General features: G+C 59.3%; 18 protein-coding genes. 6 read left to right on the top strand and 12 right to left on the bottom strand.

Going from position 1 to position 20,191, the window contains the following annotated elements:
• Positions 1–183: 183 nt before the first annotated feature.
• Positions 184–1,125: a glutaminase gene (locus RLW41_RS03405; RefSeq protein WP_414464655.1), complete on the bottom strand. Its 942-nt coding sequence runs from the start codon at positions 1,123–1,125 to the stop codon at positions 184–186.
• A 149-nt stretch (positions 1,126–1,274) separates the two neighbouring features.
• Positions 1,275–2,084 (bottom strand): SDR family NAD(P)-dependent oxidoreductase, encoded by an 810-nt coding sequence (locus RLW41_RS03410; protein WP_414463491.1) that lies wholly within the window; start codon positions 2,082–2,084, stop codon positions 1,275–1,277.
• A 111-nt stretch (positions 2,085–2,195) separates the two neighbouring features.
• Here RLW41_RS03410 and RLW41_RS03415 point away from each other — a divergent pair, with 111 nt between their 5' ends.
• Both RLW41_RS03415 and RLW41_RS03420 read left to right on the top strand, forming a co-directional pair.
• Entirely contained in the window at positions 2,196–3,224 is a 1,029-nt protein-coding gene (locus tag RLW41_RS03415) for a GlxA family transcriptional regulator (RefSeq protein WP_414463492.1), read from the top strand.
• A gap of 282 nt (positions 3,225–3,506) precedes the next feature.
• Positions 3,507–3,701: a hypothetical protein gene (locus tag RLW41_RS03420; protein ID WP_414463493.1), complete on the top strand. Its 195-nt coding sequence runs from the start codon at positions 3,507–3,509 to the stop codon at positions 3,699–3,701.
• Between the two features lie 37 nt (positions 3,702–3,738).
• On the opposite strand, the gene RLW41_RS03425 is transcribed toward RLW41_RS03420, so the two are convergent.
• Positions 3,739–5,301, bottom strand: coding sequence for an alpha/beta hydrolase (locus tag RLW41_RS03425; RefSeq protein ID WP_414463494.1), 1,563 nt, complete (start codon positions 5,299–5,301; stop codon positions 3,739–3,741).
• Between the two features lie 171 nt (positions 5,302–5,472).
• Here RLW41_RS03425 and meaB point away from each other — a divergent pair, with 171 nt between their 5' ends.
• Positions 5,473–6,474 carry a methylmalonyl Co-A mutase-associated GTPase MeaB gene (gene meaB / locus RLW41_RS03430; RefSeq protein WP_414463495.1) on the top strand — a complete coding sequence of 334 codons (1,002 nt, stop codon included), beginning with the start codon at positions 5,473–5,475 and terminating at the stop codon, positions 6,472–6,474.
• Between the two features lie 6 nt (positions 6,475–6,480).
• Here meaB and RLW41_RS03435 read toward each other — a convergent pair whose 3' ends face one another.
• The 3 genes from RLW41_RS03435 to RLW41_RS03445 all read right to left on the bottom strand — a co-directional run bounded on the left by RLW41_RS03435 (position 6,481) and on the right by RLW41_RS03445 (position 10,355).
• The gene (locus RLW41_RS03435) at positions 6,481–7,617 is read right to left on the bottom strand and encodes an alpha/beta hydrolase (protein ID WP_414463496.1); all 1,137 of its coding nucleotides are present in this window, start codon (positions 7,615–7,617) and stop codon (positions 6,481–6,483) included.
• A 201-nt stretch (positions 7,618–7,818) separates the two neighbouring features.
• Positions 7,819–8,559: a Crp/Fnr family transcriptional regulator gene (locus tag RLW41_RS03440; protein WP_414463497.1), complete on the bottom strand. Its 741-nt coding sequence runs from the start codon at positions 8,557–8,559 to the stop codon at positions 7,819–7,821.
• Between the two features lie 359 nt (positions 8,560–8,918).
• Positions 8,919–10,355: a sugar transferase gene (locus tag RLW41_RS03445; protein ID WP_414463498.1), complete on the bottom strand. Its 1,437-nt coding sequence runs from the start codon at positions 10,353–10,355 to the stop codon at positions 8,919–8,921.
• A 295-nt stretch (positions 10,356–10,650) separates the two neighbouring features.
• Here RLW41_RS03445 and RLW41_RS03450 point away from each other — a divergent pair, with 295 nt between their 5' ends.
• The gene (locus RLW41_RS03450) at positions 10,651–10,920 is read left to right on the top strand and encodes a transcription termination/antitermination NusG family protein (RefSeq protein ID WP_414464656.1); all 270 of its coding nucleotides are present in this window, start codon (positions 10,651–10,653) and stop codon (positions 10,918–10,920) included.
• A 1,738-nt stretch (positions 10,921–12,658) separates the two neighbouring features.
• On the opposite strand, the gene RLW41_RS03455 is transcribed toward RLW41_RS03450, so the two are convergent.
• Complete coding sequence (locus RLW41_RS03455; RefSeq protein ID WP_013948768.1) at positions 12,659–12,901, bottom strand: hypothetical protein; 243 nt, start codon at positions 12,899–12,901, stop codon at positions 12,659–12,661.
• A gap of 274 nt (positions 12,902–13,175) precedes the next feature.
• Here RLW41_RS03455 and RLW41_RS03460 point away from each other — a divergent pair, with 274 nt between their 5' ends.
• Both RLW41_RS03460 and RLW41_RS03465 read left to right on the top strand, forming a co-directional pair.
• Positions 13,176–13,550, top strand: a complete 375-nt coding sequence (locus RLW41_RS03460; protein WP_409560802.1) for a PilZ domain-containing protein — start codon at positions 13,176–13,178, stop codon at positions 13,548–13,550.
• Between the two features lie 149 nt (positions 13,551–13,699).
• Entirely contained in the window at positions 13,700–15,112 is a 1,413-nt protein-coding gene (locus RLW41_RS03465; RefSeq protein ID WP_414463499.1) for a tetratricopeptide repeat protein, read from the top strand.
• A gap of 14 nt (positions 15,113–15,126) precedes the next feature.
• Here RLW41_RS03465 and RLW41_RS03470 read toward each other — a convergent pair whose 3' ends face one another.
• From RLW41_RS03470 to RLW41_RS03490, 5 genes are all read right to left on the bottom strand, one after another.
• Positions 15,127–15,903: a glycosyltransferase family 2 protein gene (locus tag RLW41_RS03470; protein WP_414463500.1), complete on the bottom strand. Its 777-nt coding sequence runs from the start codon at positions 15,901–15,903 to the stop codon at positions 15,127–15,129.
• Between the two features lie 7 nt (positions 15,904–15,910).
• A complete protein-coding gene (locus RLW41_RS03475) occupies positions 15,911–17,155 on the bottom strand; it encodes a class I SAM-dependent methyltransferase (protein ID WP_414463501.1) in 1,245 nt (414 codons plus the stop codon).
• Positions 17,152–18,045 carry an NAD-dependent epimerase/dehydratase family protein gene (locus tag RLW41_RS03480; RefSeq protein WP_013948774.1) on the bottom strand — a complete coding sequence of 298 codons (894 nt, stop codon included), beginning with the start codon at positions 18,043–18,045 and terminating at the stop codon, positions 17,152–17,154. Before RLW41_RS03480 ends, RLW41_RS03475 begins: the two co-directional genes overlap by 4 nt.
• 87 nt (positions 18,046–18,132) lie before the next feature.
• Positions 18,133–19,050 (bottom strand): LysR substrate-binding domain-containing protein, encoded by a 918-nt coding sequence (locus tag RLW41_RS03485; RefSeq protein ID WP_409560806.1) that lies wholly within the window; start codon positions 19,048–19,050, stop codon positions 18,133–18,135.
• Between the two features lie 18 nt (positions 19,051–19,068).
• On the bottom strand, positions 19,069–20,166 hold the full coding sequence (locus tag RLW41_RS03490; RefSeq protein ID WP_414463502.1) for a YeiH family protein: 1,098 nt from the start codon (positions 20,164–20,166) through the stop codon (positions 19,069–19,071).
• Between the last annotated feature and the right edge of the window lie 25 nt (positions 20,167–20,191).

The following is a 20,191-nucleotide window of genomic DNA, read 5'->3' on the forward strand; positions in this document are numbered from 1 at the left end:
GATCGCGCGAAGGGTTGGCTCGAACCTTTTGCGCGAAACGGATGAATTTCAGCCGCTTAATTGAACTTCTATTAGACCAAATTGAACTTCCATTAGATCAAAAGCATTTTCTTTGCTGAGCGTCTCAAGGCGGCGTTCGGTATTTTCCACGTGGCTTCGTCTCCTCAAAACGAGCAACGGCATTCAGGCGCCGAAAATCGACCAGCCCATTTTCTTGGCGAGCTTTTCGAGCGCGATCTGGCCCAGTCGAGAATTGCCCGTGGGGTCCAGTCCCGGCGACCAGACGGCAATTGACGCCTTGCCGGGAGCGACCGCCAGGATGCCGCCACCGACACCGCTCTTGCCCGGCAGACCCACGCGATAGGCGAACTCCCCGGAGCCATCGTAGTGGCCACACGTCAGCATGAGCGCGTTGATCCGACGCGCCCGTTCCGGTTGCACAACGGCGAGGCCGGTTGAGGGATTGCTGCCATTTTGTGCAAGAAAGCGCCCCGCCATGGCCAACTGGCGGCACGACATAGCGATGGCGCAGTGGTGAAAATAGACACCTAGAGTAAAATCCACCGGATTATCGAGAACGCCGAAAGATTTCATATAATTGGCGAGAGCGGCGTTGCGGAAGCCGGTTCGATGCTCGGAGGCGGCAACTTCTTGGTCGATCGTAACGGTCGGATCGTCGGCTAAAAATTGCATAAACCGCAAGATTTCACCCAGGGCTTCGCGTGGCTGGTGACCAGACAGAATCAAATCCGTCACGGCGATGGCCCCGGCGTTGATGAAGGGATTGCGTGGTATCCCCTGCTCGCGTTCGAGCTGGACAATCGAATTGAAAGGGCTGCCAGACGGCTCGCGGCCAACGCGCGTCCAGAGCCGGTTTCCGACCTTGCCCAGCGCCAGCGTCAGCGTGAAGACCTTCGAGATACTCTGAATGGAAAACGGAACGTCGCCGTCGCCGCCGATAATGACGTTACCGTCCGATTCGATCACGGCGATACCGAAGTACTTCGGATCGACGCAGGCAAGCTCGGGAATGTACGAGGCGACTGTGCCGCGCTCGGACATGCCGCGCATCTCGTCGACTATCTCTTCGACCACCGTCTGAAGTTTGCTCACCGAACTTTCCATCATGCCAATTGCGAACTGCTCACCTTCTAGCGGGCAGCCGTCAAATCGCACAAGTTCCGGAGCGGCGCTCGGCAAGCGACGCGGCGCGGTGAAGCGCCGCGCGCTCAAGGTCGCGCGACTGATGATCAGTCAGATGAGATGTCTAACGCTCACGCCGTCTGCGCGGCTTTGATGCCATAGCGCGGGGCCGGATTGACGTTGCTGAGCTTGCCGGACATTGCTTTCCGAGCCGCCTCGTACGTCTCCCAGTCTGCTGCATCCTGCAACGCAGGAATCGTCACGACCTCGCCATTCTCGAGACCAGCGAGCGCAGCGTCCACCATATCTTCAGCCGACATCACCCACGACGACGGCATGTTCGAATGTGGAAAACCGGCGATGTCCCAGAACTCGGTGGCGGTCGCGCCGGGCAGAACCGCTTGGATGCGCACGCCCTTGTCGGCCAGTTCGTGCTGAAGAGATTGCGAAAAGGCGAGGACGTATGCCTTCGAGCCGCCGTAGACGCCGTTGAGCACTTCCGGCGCAATGCCCGCGATGGACGAGATGTTGATGATCGTCCCCTTCCCGCGCGACGCAAAGGCCGGTGCTGCCGCGTACGCAAGACGCGTCAACGCCGTGACGTTGAGGTCGATCATCTCCACCATCTTACCGATATCGGATTGAAGAAGCGGCACGGCGGAGCCGAAGCCCGCGTTGTTGACGAGCATCGTAATGGCCGGATTTTCCTTCAGCACGCTTTCGACTTTGGCTAACGAGGCTTTGTCGTTCAGATCTGTGGGAAGGATCGTGACCGAACGGCCGGTCGTGCCGGAGATCCGTGCCGCTACGTCTTTCAGACGTTCCTCGTTGCGGGCGACGAGGATCAAATCGTAGCCCCTTTTTGCGAGACGGTCGGCGTAAATCGCGCCGATGCCGCTTGACGCGCCGGTGACGACGGCCGTGCCTTTTGAAGCGCTCATAACAAATCTCCGTTTTATCAGGATGCGATGGCTGATAGGTAGGCTTGCATTGCCGTGTCTCAAACGTCATATATGAGGCGTTTTAAGCCATCGTCGTCATGAGGCATCGGCATGCGCATCGGATTTGTCGTTTATCCAAACTGCTCGCTCATGGGGCTTGCCACTTCGGCGGTCTTCGAGGTCGCTAACGTCGTGCGCGGCGAGAACGTCTACGAAATGCTATTCCTGTCCGAGAAAGGCGGCCTGATCAAAACCTCGCCGGGGCTCGTCTTGGAAACGAAGCGGATCGGCGGGATAGCAATAGATACGCTTATCGTGGATGGCGCGAACGAGCCGAAGCCGGCGTCGCCGGCCATGATCAAATATCTTCAGTCAGCACAGCACCGCTTCCGGCGCGTGGCAGCGACCTGCACCGGGGCGCTCGTCCTTGGCGATGCGGGACTGCTCGACGGCAAACGGGTGACGACCCACTGGCTCTTCGCGCGGACACTGCAGGAGAAATGTCCGACGGCCCTCGTCGACGAGGATCGCATTTTCATCAACGACGGCAAGATCTGGACATCGGCAGGCATGAGCGCCGGGATCGATCTCGCGCTGGCATTGGTGGAAGCCGATCTCGGCGCGGAGACGGCGCGCTCGGTAGCGCGGAAGCTCGTGCTCTATCATCGCCGGTCTGGCGGACAATCGCAGTTCTCCGAACTTTTGGAGTTGGAGCCAAAGTCCGATCGCATTCAAACGGCCCTCAACTACGCGAAGAAGAACTTGCATCGGCCACTCACTGTCACGGATCTCGCCGGAGCTGCGCATTTAAGCCCGCGGCAATTCTCGCGCGCCTTTCGCGACGAGACGGGGCAATCTCCCGCAAAGGCAATCGAGTCGCTTCGCGTTGAGGCGGCCCGCATTTTGATGGAACAGTCACGACATTCGATCGACGTCGTTGCGCGGCAGACAGGCTTCGCCGATCGCGGCCGGATGCGCCGCGCGTTTCTTCGTGTGTTGGGGCAGCCGCCGCAGGCCATCCGTCGCAACGTCCGACAAGAGACTGAGCACTTGCGCGGACAATCAGGCAAGGCGCGGCGTGCCGATAAGCCGTCCGTCACGAAAAAGCATGCTTTGCGCGGCACAGCTTCGGCTTTCTAGACGATTTTGCCGGAACCATCGGTGGCGGTCGCCGCGGTTTTCTTGAGCGTGTCAAGAATACTGACATTCCGGACAAGCCAAAAAGTTTCGCAACTCGTATTTTCTGAACGAAATTTACATTCGTGGCATATGCCACGAAGACGAGGCCTCCGCGGTTTTTTCTTTCACGCGCAGGCCGCAAACGCCGTGATGTAAGTCTTTGGAAGGATAGTTCTTAGTCCCCAATCCTGGAACTTTGGATGGGGTTCTCCGTTGAACTGCAATCTTGCCGGAGTTTGACCAGTGGATGGATATCTGAACGACATCCTGCTCGTGCTTTCCCTGATTGCAGCGCCAATCATTTTTTGCGTGTTGTTGTATTACGGACTGACAATCAAAGATCGCCACCATCACGATGAGGGCGAGCCCGGCAAGCAACCAGGGTCGAGCTCGGGAAATGCACAGCCTGGAGGAGATGCGGGCGCCAAATCGGCGTAGCTAAGCGTATCAAGCGAACGCCGCGCGACGTTCGCCGTCAGTTGGTTGCTTGAAAGCGCCAATACAGTCCGCCCGGACTTTCGACGGCAAGAATACTCTTCAAGCGTTTGTCCGGCGGACGGACACCAAATTCGACAAGCGCCTTGACGTCATCGAGAAGCGCCGGGTTCTCAGCGTAACCCGAATGATTGAGTCCCAGCGCATCGGTCGAGACGGCCGTTACGTCGATGGTGTCGACGCCGGGAATAATCAACGGGCCATCTTTCGGAACGTCGCCCGCGCGAGGAACGCCGCCCCAGAACCGTTGAGAATATCCAAGCGCCCGATCGTTTGAGGCGGCGTAGAGCGTTACACCCTTGGCGAAGTTTTTGATTTCACGCGCGATGATGTTGAACTTGTCTCGGTCGACATCCGGAGCCGCAAGAATGACTTGACTGATGACAACGCCTTGCGGAATTTTCGGCCGCAGCCGTTCGAGCACGCGCAGCAGCAGTTCGTTGCCCATCGAATGCGCGATGAGGCTGATGGACTTTGCGCCGCTCTTCTGGATGACCATGTCGAGAAATTCGGCAAGCATCGGCTCGGCCTGCTCGACGCTGCCATGATCATACGTATAGCTCGCGACATTGCCGCCAGATGGCCAGCTATAGAGGAACGGCACACCGTCGAAGCCAAGGTCGTAAGTGATCTGCGCCGTCCGGTAGAGGGCGCAATCGAACGACGTGTTGAACCCGTGGATGAAGACGAAGGCGTGGTTCTTGAACGTAGATGATTTCGCCAGTTGCTCCTTCACGAGCGCCAGCATCTGATCTTCCGTCAGGCTGGTGATCTCCTGCACGGTGAAGTGCTTATCGGGATCTTCCTTCTCGGCGTAGATCTTGATCTTGAAATACGGAATCTCGATCACACGTGGCCGCTCGATGTGCGGGACTTCATGGCTGAACGGCACGGTGATAAGCGCACGGCCAAGCTGCAGCTTGTGTCCGCGTTCGGAACCGAACTGAAGGCGCGTTGGATCGGGCTCGACCGCGCGATCCGTTCCGTAAAAAACCGGAACGACTTTATATTTCTTGTTCGGATCGGTTTCGACGGCAGCGCGACCGGCGGCGCCCGGTGCAGCCGGCGGCGGCATCGCAACGACGGGTGGCGGCGGCGGCGGTGCTGGAGATGGCGAAGCGGTGGGAGCGGCTCCGGCAGATTCTTCCTCAGGTGGCCGAGCAGCGCCGGCAGGTGCGGGTTCTGACGACGGCGGCTCGGCTGCGGTATCAGCATCCTCATCCGGCGCGGCAGCCTTCTTCTTGCGATAGTAATGGTACGTTCCGGGCTTCTCGTCGCTTCCGCTCGATACTTGGCTTTGCTCTTGCCCGTCGGATAGTTCGGGAGCCACTGGCTTAGGCGCGCTCGCTTCCGGCGCGGGAGGCGCAGCAGGTGCGGCCGAGCCCGCAGGCGCTTCCTCGATGGAGCGCGATTGATTATCGGCGGTCTTGCCGATTTTGGGGGCTTCGGAGCAGGCCGTCAGCAGGCCGCATGCGATAATGGCCGTCAGGCCGATCCTTGCGAGCGATGCCGGCCGCCGCCAGCGTTCGGTAACCCAAGTCACGCTACCCTCCCTCCAACGCCCCGTCTTAAGGCTACGGAGCTTGGGCTCCGCAAGCAACCGGATCTATGGCATGTGATTGTGACGGCGAAGAGCGAAATCGCAGCTTGCAGCGGCGTCGTTTTTCTTGTCCAACGTCCACTTTGCGAACGAACAGGATTCAGCATTTAAGCCATGGCCGTTACCGCACTCCCAGCACACAAAATTTCGGTTGCCGACTATGTGTCGGGCATTGCTGGCGGGGACCGGGCGATGCTGGCACGCGCCATCACGCTTGTGGAAAGTTCGAACCCGGAGCATGGCCGCCTCGCCCAGAAGGTGCTGCAGGAGCTATTGCCGAAAACGGGCAATGCCGTTCGCCTCGGCATCACCGGCGTACCGGGCGTCGGCAAATCGACGACCATCGATCAGCTCGGCATGAACCTGATCTCTGAGGGGCACCTCGTGGCGGTATTGGCGATTGATCCGACGTCGAAGCGTTCGGGCGGCTCCATTCTGGGTGACAAAACGCGGATGAGTTCGCTGGCGCAGGAGCGAAACGCGTTCATTCGTCCGTCGCCCTCGTCCGGCACGCTCGGCGGCGTGACGCGGCGCACGCGCGAAACGATGGCGCTCGTCGAAGCAGCGGGCTTCGATGTGGTGATCGTGGAGACGGTGGGCGTCGGGCAATCGGAAGTCGCCGTTGCCGACATGGTCGATTTCTTTTTGGTGCTGCTGCTCGCAGGCGGCGGCGACGATCTTCAAGGCATCAAGAAAGGCATTATCGAGCTTGCCGACATGATCGCCATCAATAAGGCTGACGGCGACAACATCAAACGGGCGGAGAGCGCGGCGGGCGACTACAAGAACGCGCTGCAGATTTTCACACCGCATGGCGCGACGTGGTTTCCGCCCGTGCTGACGGTTTCGGGGCGCGACAACCGCGGCCTCAAAGAGCTGTGGGAGAAGGTTCTCGAACATCGCAAGACGATGACGGAGACTGGTGAGTTTGCGAAGCGGCGACAGATTCAGGCCGTCTCCTGGATGCGCGACATGCTGGAAGACCGGCTTATGGGCGCACTGAAGGCCAATTCTCTGGTCGGAGCAGAGCTTCCGAAAATTGAAGCGGCCGTGCGCAACGGCACACTCCTGCCGACGCTCGCCGTCGACAAAGTCATGGCTATGATGGGGCTTTAACGTTTCTCACGCTTTGAGGTGCGTATCGAAGAAGCCAACGATCTCATCGAAGGCCTCCTTCGTTTCCGGGACGAACGGCGTCAGGAACTGGGCATGGCTTTCGCCTTCGAAGACTTGCAAGATAGCATGGACGCCAGCCTGCCTGAGCTTGCGGTGCGTTCGGACCGTGTCACTCAGGATCAGATCGCGCGTGCCCGATGTGAGAATGGCGGGCGGAAAGCCACGGAAATCGCCGAAGATCGGCGACAACTCGGGAAAGGTCAGATCGTGCGTTCCGGCGTACAGCGTCGTAGCCGCGTGAGCCCAGCCCGCCCCCGAGACAAGCGCATTGTCGACGTACGCGTTCGCCATGACGGTGTCGCCGGACCATGTCAGGTCTGCGCATGGGCTTGCCGGAGCGATGGCGCCGGGCAGCGGCAAACCCTGGGATCTCGCGCGTAAAATCGTCGACAGCGTCAGCCCGCCGCCCGCCGACGTACCAAAGATCGCCATCTTGCTTGGCTCATACGATGCCAGCAGCACGCGCCAGACGGCCGTTACATCGTCGAGCGCTGCCGGGAACAGATAGTCGGGCGCCATCCGGTAATCGATCGAGACGACGCGGCATTTGCTGTAGCCCGCCATCAGCATGCCCTCGCCTGCGCCGGCTTCTCCCGGAAACAGCACGAAGCCGCCGCCGTGAATATGAACGAGCAAGCGATTGCGATTGTTCGGCGCGATTTCCGGCGGCGTAATGACGAACACGGGCACGCCGGCCATCGTCGTGCTTTCGACGTGAAGGGAAAATTTCTCTTTGATCGCGGCGATATTGCTCGCCACTGACGCCGCGCTCTTGAGAGCAAGTTGCTTCCAGGCGGTCGCGTCCTGAGGAATGTCGTCCCAGCCTACCGGATATGGCGAGCCGATGATCGCCTGCAGTTCCGGGCTCACTGTTTTTGGAACGGGCAGCTCGCGTGCGGGGATTTTGCGGGGTGGCGGACCAGCTGTGGGCTGAGGCTGAGCAGGTGACGCGGGCGGCGCGGTCACCGCCTCCTCGGCTGTCACTGCCGATGGAATCAGAGCGGCCGCCAGGGACGTGCCAAGAAAGCCACGCCGCGAAACCGCACCCGGCTTGCTCAATGCCGTAAAAGGAAATCCGCTCATGATCGCTCCCTTCGATTGCGGGAACGAACAACGGGCATTCTTCCCCTCGCGTCAAGGCCAGGAAGCTGAGCGAACGTCGAGGCTTATTGGTCGGTCCGCGAACATAAGCAGCGCTGCCGTCGCCTACCGGTCAGCCAACTGCACGTCGTCATCAACCCACTCGATTTACCGGAGCGCACGGTACCTAGGCGGCAGGCGCACTTATTGAAGAGTGGCGCGCCACTCTTCGTCCGTCGCCGCGGCCCACTTAACCGGGACGTTCTCACGTTCCTCGGCAATGGATTCCAGGGCCGGTACGTCCTTGAGGCGGAGACCGTGAAGCGGTGCCGTCTCGATCAGTCCGCGCATCTCGAGTTGCATCAACGCGAGCGCAAGAAGGTCGACGCTAAGGCCGAGAAAATCGGCGATGACTCCGCAATCGACGGAGTCATCGATGAAGCTCGGATCACCACCTTCGTCGCGAATACGATGCGATACAGCGACGAGAAACGCGGCCAGACGAACCATTGGACGCTCACGTGCAGCACTCGCCAAGCTTTCGCGACGGAAGGCAAATTCGCGTTCGACGGCGTCGTGGTAGCGCGCTTTATTGTGCGGGTCGTCCTCAATGAGCCCTTCAAGAGCATCGCGTTCGAAACAACGGATCGTCGCGTCGACGGTCGCGCGGGCGTTGGCGGTGTGCCGGTCGAGGAAGCCCATGCCGACCAGCTCGCCAGCGAGCACATGCTCGATGATCTCAATGCGGAGGTCGGGGTGGATACGGTAAATGCACAGCGCGCCGGACTCGACCCGATACACTTTCGTTTTGATATCTCCGGCCTCGAACAAAAGCTCGTTGCGGGCCAAGGTTCGGAGCGAGGTATCTGTGTCTTGAATTGTCAGCGCGGCGACATTGGCGGCGCCTGCCCCGTTGCCGTCACCGGCTATGTCCATCCGCAGCATACCTGAACTCCACACTGCAAATATGTTTGTCCCGCCGACTAGTTAACCACGCGGCGCCAGGGAAAATCTTTCGGAAAGGAATGAAATGTTCGTGCAGGGCAATACCGATATCGCGATCAACACGCAATAGACGTACGACTTTTATTTTGCCGCATTTTTTGAACCGGGTCTAATTCTTTCTAATAGGAACGCGCGCTATGCATGCGCCCCAGATGAGAGAAGACCGTTCAATCGTTGATATTGGCCCGCCGTTCATTTCCATTTTCCCGACGGCTCTTAACGCGGTGAAAGCCGTTAGGTTCCGGGCGTTGGAAGAACGGGCCAATCGAAGCTATGTCGTCGGAATGAAAAGAGATATTTCATACGGGTTTATGTTCCGCCATATCGGCCGACAGAATAGACGGCCGATCGTTGCGAAGGAGCTGCCAAGCCTCGTGAATCGCGTTCGGGTCGACCCTCTCGCCAAATAAAAGCATGCCTGCGGTCTGCGCGAGTATCGTCATGTCGAGTGCGAACGATGCATTCCTGATATACCAAAGATCGAGGGCGGCTTTATCTTCACTCGAAATGTCACGGCCTCCTTTGATCTGCGCCCAGCCCGTCAGACCAGGACGGAGACACAAGCGGGCAGCAGGCGCGGACGGCTGATCAACCGGCAACAGGGGCCGTGGACCGACGAACGACATGTCGCCGACGAGCACGTTATAGATCTGGGGCAGCTCGTCGAGACGCATCCGTCGCAACAGGCGACCGACCGTAGAGACGCGCTCAGCATCTGTCAGGGCACGGCCTGCGTGATCCCGCGGCGGCCCCATCGTGCGGAATTTCAGTACCTTGATCGGCTTGCCGCGTGCACCAGGGCGCTGCTGCCAAAATATCGCCGGAGCGCCGACGTCGAGAAGAACCACCATTGCGACGACGAGAATCAACGGAGCAAATACCACAATGCCAACAAGCGCAGCGGTGGCATCGATGAAGCGCTTCCAGGGCAAATAGGTGTTGACCGAAGGCTCCAGGCCATCGATGGCGGCATCGGCATTCTCTCGTAGACTATGGCGTGGCGGCAGCCAGTCGACGCGAAGCAGGCCGCCATCCTGCAACTGCACCAGCGCGGCCTGTGCTTTTCCCGAAAGTGCGGCCGGTGGCAATGTCACCACGATACGGTCGACGAAGATGCCATGGACAGCGAGGTCGTGCAGAACTTCATAAACCGCTTCCGGCGGCCCCAGAATTTTACGCGATCTCAGCCTTCGGCCGTGGTGACGGCGGGAGGGAGACAGGATGCCGACGATTTCGTTTTCTCCTCCCGCTTCCTTGGCGCCGCAGAGAAAGATGTCGGTCTGCGGACCGAGCCCCACTATCAATACGTTTTTGCGAAAGCCACCGACACTTCCATGGGGTACCCGTGCGCGGCGCCGGCGATCGTGGCGGATGCGCATTGCGACGCGCACCCCGATCAACGCGTAGAGCATCAGCAGACTCTGCAAGATCAGCAGATTGGGCGTGATCAGCACCGTCTGATCTAAAACGAGCGCCAGCGCTGTCGTGAGCGCGACAATCCCCACGGCGGCGCCGGCCACGTGCACGCCGTCACCCAGGGACGTGAAACGCCAGACGGTGCGGTTGAGACCGAAGATCAGCATCACAGGAATGGCCGCCGAGAGCGTGAAAGCCCCATACGCGCTTGCCGCCGCTATTGCGGACGCGACCGGTCCAGGCAGCGTGACAACGACGGCAATAAGCGTCGACATCGAAACGAGCAAGAGATCGACGACAAGCAAAACGAAACAATGCATTCCGACCACCCAAGCGAATCGAACTCTTTATATCTAGTCCTTTATAATTATAAATGCACCCATTACTAATGTTCATCCACACCCTTCATCCGCTTCCGAAAATTCGCGTTTTTCGAGATTCTGCGGGCAAAATTGGACTGAGGGGCGAGATTGGTATTTAGACATCCAGAAATTCTGTTATGATACTTATGGATCATTTTAGAGCCATGAGGGGCAATTCGTGGATTCTTCGACTGCTGACGATGCCGCGTGGATCGCGGTCAACGTGCATCCTAATCGCGAGCACACCGCGGAAATGCATCTTCGCAATCAGGGGTACGAGGTCTACGTCCCCGTGCTGCGGAAACAAATCCGGCATGCTCGACAAGTGCGCGAGGTATTGCGTCCGCTTTTTCCAGGCTATCTTTTTGCACGCCTCACGCATTCTACCATGCGATGGCGGCCAATCTTGTCGACCGTTGGCGTCAGGTCCGTCGTGTGCATGCCCTCGCTCGCGCCGATGATGTCGCCGCGCCGACCGTTGTTAATGGTTACATCACCGGCGCCAAATGCGATGATGCCCTGACCGCCGGAAATCCCGGCATTTCCGGTGCCTTTGATCGTTCCGTAGTTGTTGATGGTCACGCCATCTGCTGCGATACGCTCACCGGAGCCGTTGGCATTGCCGATGTTGATGCCCTCGCCTCCTGAATCGGGATGCGCGCTGCCACCTTCGAGAACGCCGTAGTTGGTCAGCAACAGGCTTTGGGCGCCCGTGACGATGACGGCATCATCGCCTGTGCCGCCGCCGAGGTGCCCTGCCCGGCCGATCGTCGCGTTGAAAATGACGCTGCTCGATCCTTCCAAGCGGAGCGCATCGCCATCGGTGGCGTTCGACGTGATCGTGCCATCGATATCGAGCGTATATGTCCGGCTGGGCCCTCCACTATAGCTTGCGACGACCATGCCGTTGCGACTGGTGCCGGGGCCTGCAGCGACCGATATGGTCGAACCGGTCGTCATCGAAATGGTGCCGCCAAAATCTCCGGCGTTGATCTTGATGCCTGCGAAGCCATTGCTTTGCTCAATGTGCGCAGGCGTATCTGTTGGCGTCGTCGTTCCGATATCAACGGTGAAATCGCCGGTTGGCGAGAACGCACTCGGGTTGGTCACGGAACCGGTGCAGGTCAGGCTATTGGCGGTTGCGTTGCAACTGCCCGCAGGTTCTGACAGGACGCTCCCGCTGCCGATAATCATGCCGAGCGCCAACGCTGAAACAAAACTTGGCGGTGGCGCAAATGAGGGGCCGTAGCCGTCTCGCCGATGCGACCATGCACGACGACCAATATTTTTAGTCCCGCCGTTGCGGAAGAGGTGGAGCGTAGGAGCGCGTTTGCTGCCCATGCGAAGTTTCCCCAGTGTTTTGACGCAGCACACGCAACTCCGCGTTCGGAAAAGCTGGCGCTTTTTCCGTTGAAGGTGGTCAGAGCGGTGAGATCGTCACCGCGAATCGAGAGTTGTAGTTATTAGGTACTACATGCGTAGTACCATTAAAAGCGATCCCTCGCACCAAGATCCGGTCGCGCACAGCATCTCGGTCGGCGGGATGGCTTATTGGTAGCCGCTGTGGCGCAATTTCATCAGGAGAGCATAGCGACCAGGGAGAGGCCGCGCGACGGCGGCAGCGCTACCGTGCGACAGTCGCAGAACGGTCGCCGAAGGCGGTCTTCCGGAGCACTTTAAATACGAAGCGACAGACGCGACGGAACGGGTGCGTCAAACACCGAGTGCGCGAATAGAAAGCTGCCGAACGGCGTCAGCGACATCACTTTCCAAGGTCGAATCCGGATCAGAGATGTGACTGTCGATGCCATCGCTCCGCCACTGATTGGGTGAGAGGGCGGCAGACATTGACGCCAACATCAATTCAAGATCGGAACGAAAAGCTTCGACATCCGACTTTTCCTGCGCGTCGCTCGTTGCGGACTGGCTGGACGGCACTCCAAATTTTTGTGGCCGGCGGGGCATGTGCCGCTGTGTGGCACATGCTATTTGGCCCTGTGGAATGGAAGCTTTATTCACTTTTCGGAAAATTCGTAGCGGCAGGATGGACCAGTTCTCACGGTCATGCGTTTTCAAGCCGCCATGCCGCGGAAACGCGATCTTCGTGTGCAACCGACGCATGCGCGATAAAAGATTCATCATGAGTGGATTAGCTGTCGATGTCTGGGCAGATCTTCAGTGGTCCTGCAGCGCGTCGCACACGCGTGCCGATCCCATACATTGGCGGAATGAAACGCGACACGCAGGCTTTCCGCGCCCGACTACATCTGCCGTAGCGGCTGATGAAAATCGAAACGCGCCAAATCCTCTGAGCTTTGCCGATAGTCGCGCTCTTCGGCGGCCTTCATCGTGTGACGACTGACGATCTGAGACAATTCCTGAACAGTCCGCTTTCGCGCCGCTCCGGTAACGGCAAGGACGGTCAAGATTTCCTGGATCAACTGCTCTTCAAGTGCTGCATCCTGCCGGTAGGCTTCCAGAACAGCTTCGAGTTCGGGCCGCATCGCATTCTCCTAGAATCATATATGACTAGCCCTAGTTAACTAGTCCTATACGTAAAACGCAATGACCCATCCGTTGAGGCCCACGAGACGGAAATCGGATACCGAGCGAATCCAAGATGTTCGGGAAGTTTTCTCGATCCACTGAGGATCCGAACAATTTGATTATAGTACTTATTGATCAAAAATGCCCGAGTTAGGCGCGCGGATACCCTTTTGTGCGCTCAATGTTTCCGCAGCGCTTCTCTCACGTAAAAGCGAGACATTCGGAGGCGAGATGGCAGCAACTATTTTATCGAGAAATTATTTGCGACGACGCGACGAGCGGCGGCGGGTCATGCTGCCTGCAATCGTCGAATGCCGCGGCGCGACCCAAAAGGTCAGAGTTATCGATTTTTCCGCCTCCGGCGTTCGCCTGGACAGCATCAAGGGACTTGCGACCGGAGACCCGGTGCACATTTCACTGGCGCCCGCGTTGATCATAGAAGGACAGATTGCCTGGTCCGTCTGGCACAAGGCGGGCGTGAAGCTTTTGGAGCCTTTGACGGACGATCACCCTGCTTACACCTTTCTGCTTGAGCAGGCGCGCGCCATCGAACGCACCAGGACGCTGGCTCTCGTATCTCTCGCCAAGGACCGCGCCAGAAGTTGAGCCGGGACGCGCGCCGGACGTGGGGCATCCCATGGACCTTGGTTGGTTTCCATTGCCAGTCTCGCGCAGGGTTAAACCGTTAGGTGAAAGATTGGGCCGGTCCCACCAGCGTCCGGCTTCTGATCGTTTGCGCCGTTTCGGAGATCTCGATGGCAATGAACCAACAGTGGCCCTCGCTTGCTGATCTTCCGGACGAGACTGAGATTGCATCCGAAACGACGGCCGCCTTCGATCCAGAAACCGCTTCCGTGTCGGAGCTGTTGTTTGCTGGGTTGCGGATTGCCCGGTCGGGCGGCTTCGACGACGCTGCGGAAATTTTCGCGAAAGCTATCCTAAAGGATCCGGAATCGGCCGAGGCCTACGAAGCGCTGGCGACGGTCCTCGTCCCGCTCGGCAAGATCGAGTTTGCCAGCCGTGCCAAGGCGAAGGCGATCAGCCTTGGCTATAATTCTGCCCAGTCGTGGGACATGCTCGGCGAAATGCTGGTGAGCCTTCGCAAGTTCGACGACGCGGCGGACGCCTTTAAGACGGCGCTCGACCTCGAGCCCACATCAACGGAATTGGAATACAAGCTCGAAGCGGCGCGGGTTCGCGGGTTGCGGTCAAAGGCTTTGGGAACCGCTTCCCACTCGAAGGCCGAGGCGGATATTTTCGGATCCGAGTTCCTGAGCGCCGATCCTGTTCCGCCTGCGTGGCAATCGGTCAGCATTGTCACCATCGTTCCCGCGGGCAACCCGCACTCGGCCGCATTCGATGATCTTGTGCTGGGTTTCGAAAGCGCGCTTCGGGCTTTGGGCGTTTCAGTGACCCGAAGGATCAATTCGTTCGCTGAGACCGGCATCAACATTCTGTTCGGCGCCCATCTGCTCGCTTCGCAAGATGAGGCCGACAGCGTTCCGGCGAACACCGTCGTCGTCAATCTCGAACAGGTGACGGGTTTCGACGTTAAAGGACGGCCCGCTTATTTCAGCCTTCTGAAGCGGCTGGCCATCTGGGATTATAGCGTCCGCAACATCGTTGAACTTCGGCGTTTGACGCAGAACCCGCTGATTCGCCATTTCAGCGTCGGATACGTTCCGGAGATGACGCGCCGCATTCCGTCATTTGAACAGCCGGTCGACGTCCTGTTCTACGGCAGCACCAATCCACGCCGCATCGCGGTTCTGCAGGGGCTCGCAAAGGCCGGGCTCAACGTCAAGCATATGTTCAGCGTGTACGGCAGCGAGCGCGATCAGGCGATTGCGGAAGCCAAGGTCGTCCTCAACGTGCACTTCTATGAGGACAGCATTCACGAGATCGTCCGCACGTCATATCTGCTTGCCAACAGCAAGGCCGTCGTCTCCGAGTGCGGACCGAAAACCGAAATTGATGAAGACATCCGACATTCGATGTTCGCCGTGCCTTATGAAGATCTCGTGCAGGCCTGCGTCATGCTTGTGCGCGACGAGGCGCGGCGGCGCGAACTGGAGCGTCAGGCGTTCGCGACGTTCGTCAGGCGCGATCAGGTGAAAATTCTGCGCGACACCATCGCAGCCACGGTGCTTCCGGAAGCGACTGTCTGAAGGTGGATGGATCGTCAGGCCGCGCTATGCAGCGCGGTACTCAGCGGCGCGAGCTTGGCCCAACGGCCGTCAAGCTCAGCGATATCGGCTTGATGCTGAGCGCCGAAGCCGTTCTTTACATCGAATGAATCGCGCTTCGTCGAGATCTGCAGCTTGCGCGCCTTGAATGCGTTCGACCAAGGGCTGAAACCATACCAGCGGATCGAGGCCAGGTCGCGGCTGCCGTTGCATTGGCGCGGGAGATGCGAACTGTGCCTACCCGGCGTGTAGGCGCCGATGGCATAGCGATGATAAAGCCTGCTGCGCGTCGGAAATGTGAGTCCGGGAATGGCGAGGCGCTTGAAGTCCATCTCGTCTTCCCAGATGCCCGTCGCCTTCTGGTCGACCAGCGGCTTATCGGGGTCCGGAGGATTATCGGGATCGGTATCGACCATGACGGCGCCCGGCAGGCGTGCGCCGACAAGATCGTGCTGCAGCATCAGGCGTTCCATTTTCGCGAGCCCGGGCGCCACGAAAAATTCCGTGGTGTTGAGCGCAAGCTTCCAGGCGTCGGGAAAACGCTGCTCGTGCTTCATGACCTCGAAATCGCAAAGAAGCGCAGCGAAGGTCGCGTTTTCCGAGGAAATGATTTCCCAATGCGGCACGAGCTCACGGCAGATTTCGACGGAAGCGTCCGTCGAATGATAGTCGATTAGCACGCCATGATCGAAGATTTCGCGGTGATGGCGAAGCCACCACGGCAGCAGATAGGCCTCATTGAAGAAGTGCGAAATGACGACCCTTTGTGCCATCGCGGCGCTATCCGATTTCCGTGAGCGTGGGGAAGTAAATGATAAATTTCGGTGTCGTGGGGCCGCTGACGTTGCGAATTTTCCGCATCAATTCGTCGGCGAAGTTCCAGGCTCCGATGAGGAACGTCGTATCGGTTGCCATCGCGCCTGCGTTCTGCAACGGCTCGATCGGCTGGGACGTTCCGGGAATTGTAAGCCCGACTTTCAGCGCGGCTTCGTCGAGATAGACATCGGGCTCGATGCCGGCGGCGCGAATGAAGGTCAAAGCTTTCGCGGCAACGCCGACCAGCGCGATCTTGCGGCCGGACGCGCGATGGCGTGCGACGGCTTCGGCGGCCGATTGCATTGCGCCTTTCGCGCCGTCGGCGAACTTTGCATAGGCCGCATCAGCCTCGGAGAGTGTAAGTTCGGGCAGAAGGAAGGGCGGCGTCGGAGATGGCCACGTCACGCTGAATGGCGCGCTTTCTTCAAACGCGAACGATTCTACATCCTCATCGGCGCGGCGCAGAAACGAAAGCAGGCTTGTACCGTGAACGGACGTCAGCCGTGATGCCTCGACTCGCAGGCCGCTCTTTTCCGCAAGCCGCGCCATCGACGCGACCGTGTAGAACGAATAGTGCTCGTGATAGACGGTGTCGAACTCACCGTTGGCGATCATCATTGCCTGACTGGTCTGAATGATCGCGACGCCACCCGGCGCGAGACACTCGCGCACGCCCTTCATGAAGGTCGACGGATCGGGCGTGTGCGCGGCGACGTTCATCGCTATGATGACGTCAAATAGCCCTTCGGGCCTCGCCGCCGGAAAGAAACCGGTAACGACCTTTCGTCCCGCAGCGATCGCAACCTTGTTGAGATTTTCCGCTGGGTCGACGCCAATGGCTTCAAAACCGCGGGATTCCAGAATGCCGAGCAAGCTGCCGTCGTTGGACGCGATGTCGAGCACGCGTGCACCCGGTTTGCAGGCGCGCCGCAGGGTGTCGGAGAACCACTCGAAATAGGCCTTGAGCGTTCCACTCGTGCCGCTGGCGTAGAGATAGTGCTTAAAGAGCTTGGCGGGATCGACGAAATACGTCAGCTGGCCGTGCGTGCATGACGGGCAGTTCGCAAATCCGAGCGGAAATGCCTCGTAGGCGTCGCCGGGCTTTTCGAGAAGCAGATTCGCCGGTGGCTGCACGTCGAGATCGAGTAATGACGTGACATCGCTTCCGCAGACGATGCAGGAGCGTGGGAGTTCGCAGATTGCACTCATGATGCCACTTGCAGCTCGGGCCGGAATTGTTCGCGGAAACGCGCGCAGCGCTCTGCGATGGTCATCGGACGGGGGGCGCCGCACAGGGATTGAATGTGTGCGCAGTTCATCTGGAAAGAATACGTCACGGAGTTGCCGTTATCGACGACGGGCACGCCGTGGAACGCGGCGATTTGCTCGGCCAGATCGCCGATGCCGATATTGAGCGAGCCGGTATTCAGGATCGGCGGCAGGGTGTCTGACAGCTCGATCAGGCGCAGAACGTAGTGCGCGAGGTCCTCCAGGAAGAGGATGTTGCGATAGGACTGGCGGTTGCGGACCTGCACGAAACCATCGCGCATGGCCGCGAGGTTCATGGCGTTAAAGATCAATTCGCCGCGCAAATAAGGGCTCGTGCCGCAAACCGTACCAAGACGAAGGCCGGTGATGGCGTTGGCGAAGCAGCGGGCGAGCGCGTCCATCGAGATCTTGGAGCAATCATAGGGATTGACCGGATCGAGACGCGTCTCCGTTTCATCGAGCGGGGATGGCGGCGTGCCGTCCTCGGCCTGCATCACGGAATAAACGCTTGCGGTGCTTGCATAGATCAGCCGGGCGTTGAGCTGCTTGCGGCGGGCAAAATGGAGCAAATCGAGACAGTTGTTTGCAAGTGCGCCGTCCGGATCGCGCAAGGACATCGGCACGCTGGAATGACCTGCGAACCAAAGGATCACGCCGAAGTCAGCGAGATCGGCGATCGTCAGTTCCTGGTAGCGGCAGCGCATGGCGTTGCGGACACCGACAAGGCGGTCGACGTTCTGATCGCAGACAGAAACATCGTGACCGGCATTCGTCAGCGCAGAGAGGAGGAACGACCCCACATAGCCATGCCCCACGAGAAGAATTTTCATGGCCGCTCCCTACTGCCCGCCAAGCCTAGCAGTTCGATCTGTTTCTGCTTCGGCTTGCGCGTGGCTTGTGAGCCGGAACCGCCTCTCTCACACTGCTTTTTCGCGGCGGCGGACGGATGGCCTGCCTGTCGCTCCCATGAGTTCCAGAAGCGCCAGCTCGGCTTGGCTCGCGTAGCGCTCCTTGTGATGCAGAATGTAGAACGAGCGCTGTGGAAGCGGGAATTCGAGCGCCACGAGCTTGCCCGCGAGCAGCCCAGCCTCGGCGACGAGGTTTGAGATTGCGGTGGCACCGACGCCCGCTTCGACGGCCGCGCACACGGCTTCGTTCGACGGCAACTCAAGGACGACATTGAGATCCGCTGTCTCAACACTATGATCCTTGAGTGCGGTCTCGAATTCGCCACGGGTGCCAGATCCTTGCTCACGCATCACCCAAGTCATGGCTTTGATGTCGGCGGGTTCGAGTTTCTCCTTGCCGGCGAACGGATGGTTCGGGGAGACGACGATGACGAGCCGATCCCCCTCGACCGTCCGGACCGAAAGATGCGGATCGTCGATCGTTCCTTCGATAAAGCCGATGTCGGCGATGCCATCGTGCGTCGCAATCGCCACTTGCTGGGTATTACCTGCCTTGAGCTTCAGCTGGATTTCGGGATAACGCCGGTTGAAGATCGCGAGGAACGGCGGCAGCCAATAATTTACGATGGTCTGGCTGGCATAGATCGACAGCGAGCCGCGCTTCAATCCGGCGAGGTCGGCAAGCGCCTTTTCCGCAGTTGCCGCGCGCGCAAGGACGCCGCGAGCCTCGACGAGGAAGACGCGGCCGGCATCGGTCAATTCAATACGGCGGCCGATGCGGTCGAACAGCTTTACAGCGTAACGTTCTTCAAGGGTCGCAATGGCGGAACTGGCCGCCGACTGCGTGATGTTGATTTCGTGGGCGGCCTGCGTCACGTGCTGCTTTTCGGCGACGGCGACGAAAATGCGAAGTTGTTCAAGCGTCATGTCATCCTCGCGTTCTTCTCAAACGATTACCTTGATCAAGCCCAAGCTGAAACCGGCGATGAAGAGCGATGAAGCTGCACCGAGCAACAGCGGACGCAGTCCCTTGGCCTTGAGCTTCATGATGTCGGTTTCGAGCCCCATGGCGGCGAGCGACACGGAGAGCAGGAATGTCGTCACTGGCACGATGACGTGCTTCATGTCCGGAGGGATTACGACGAGGCTGTTTAAGCCGACGAGCGCGATGAAGCCGACGAGGAACCAGGGCATCGGCGCCTTGCCGGAGACGTTCGCCGCGCCGTGATGATGGTGGGGCTGCTGGCGACGTACCGTCGTTAATCCGAGCGTAATGACAACAGGCGCCAGCAGCATCACGCGACTGAGCTTGGCGATCGTGCCGTATTCGCCCGATGCCTGACCGTCCTGAAACGATGCAGCGACGACCTGCGCGATCTCGTGGATCGATGCACCGGCCCAGAGACCGAAAGCCTGCGGATCAAGATGGAAGATTGCCGGGAACAGCGGATACGTGAACATGGCAATCGAGCCGAAGATGGTCACGCACGCAACGGCATAGGCGACGTCTTCGTCGTGTCCCTTCGTCACCGTGTTGGTGGCGATGACGGCGGATGCGCCGCAGATCGACGTCCCGGCGGCGATGAGCTGCGTCAGCTTACGATCAACGCCCATCATGTGACCCAGCCAGGTTGTAAAGGCGAAGGTGGCAACGAGCGTCGCGACGATAACGGCAAATCCGATCGGTCCGACTTCGACGATCTGTTGTGCGGTCAGCTGGAAGCCCAGCAGGATGATGGCGAAGCGCAGGATGCGGCGGAGCGAGAACGTCACGCCTTCTTTGGCGCGGCGCGGGGTGCCGACGATATTGTGGAATGCGATGCCGATGATGATCGAAAGGATCATCGGGCTGAATGTGCCGACACCGGGGAGCTCGCGGAGACAGTATGCGAGGGCTGCTATCGTCGCCGTGAGAAAAAGACCGGGCCATACGCCTTGCGTGTAAATCGCGTGAAATGCCGGCTTCTTTCGAGGATGCCGGTTTTCTATCGAGGGAGCTTCTGTTGAAGCGACGGTAACGTCAGCTTGGATGGCGGGCGGCATGATTTTCTCCTTCCGAAATCTGCCG

The organism is Hyphomicrobium sp. DY-1, from assembly GCF_047497105.1.
Lineage (GTDB): Bacteria > Pseudomonadota > Alphaproteobacteria > Rhizobiales > Hyphomicrobiaceae > Hyphomicrobium_B.

Bases quoted from the DNA above. Each gene is read 5' to 3' on its own strand.
- RLW41_RS03475 (WP_414463501.1), bottom strand. From the start codon at position 17,155: ATGAGTGCAATCTGCGAACTCCCACGCTCCTGCATCGTCTGCGGAAGC.
- RLW41_RS03470 (WP_414463500.1), bottom strand. From the start codon at position 15,903: ATGGCACAAAGGGTCGTCATTTCGCACTTCTTCAATGAGGCCTATCTG.
- RLW41_RS03410 (WP_414463491.1), bottom strand. From the start codon at position 2,084: ATGAGCGCTTCAAAAGGCACGGCCGTCGTCACCGGCGCGTCAAGCGGC.
- RLW41_RS03450 (WP_414464656.1), top strand. From the start codon at position 10,651: ATGCATCTTCGCAATCAGGGGTACGAGGTCTACGTCCCCGTGCTGCGG.
- meaB (WP_414463495.1), top strand. From the start codon at position 5,473: ATGGCCGTTACCGCACTCCCAGCACACAAAATTTCGGTTGCCGACTAT.
- RLW41_RS03415 (WP_414463492.1), top strand. From the start codon at position 2,196: ATGCGCATCGGATTTGTCGTTTATCCAAACTGCTCGCTCATGGGGCTT.
- RLW41_RS03445 (WP_414463498.1), bottom strand. From the start codon at position 10,355: ATGCATTGTTTCGTTTTGCTTGTCGTCGATCTCTTGCTCGTTTCGATG.
- RLW41_RS03480 (WP_013948774.1), bottom strand. From the start codon at position 18,045: ATGAAAATTCTTCTCGTGGGGCATGGCTATGTGGGGTCGTTCCTCCTC.
- RLW41_RS03460 (WP_409560802.1), top strand. From the start codon at position 13,176: ATGGCAGCAACTATTTTATCGAGAAATTATTTGCGACGACGCGACGAG.
- RLW41_RS03485 (WP_409560806.1), bottom strand. From the start codon at position 19,050: ATGACGCTTGAACAACTTCGCATTTTCGTCGCCGTCGCCGAAAAGCAG.
- RLW41_RS03455 (WP_013948768.1), bottom strand. From the start codon at position 12,901: ATGCGGCCCGAACTCGAAGCTGTTCTGGAAGCCTACCGGCAGGATGCA.
- RLW41_RS03405 (WP_414464655.1), bottom strand. From the start codon at position 1,125: ATGGAAAGTTCGGTGAGCAAACTTCAGACGGTGGTCGAAGAGATAGTC.
- RLW41_RS03440 (WP_414463497.1), bottom strand. From the start codon at position 8,559: ATGCTGCGGATGGACATAGCCGGTGACGGCAACGGGGCAGGCGCCGCC.
- RLW41_RS03465 (WP_414463499.1), top strand. From the start codon at position 13,700: ATGGCAATGAACCAACAGTGGCCCTCGCTTGCTGATCTTCCGGACGAG.
- RLW41_RS03490 (WP_414463502.1), bottom strand. From the start codon at position 20,166: ATGCCGCCCGCCATCCAAGCTGACGTTACCGTCGCTTCAACAGAAGCT.
- RLW41_RS03435 (WP_414463496.1), bottom strand. From the start codon at position 7,617: ATGAGCGGATTTCCTTTTACGGCATTGAGCAAGCCGGGTGCGGTTTCG.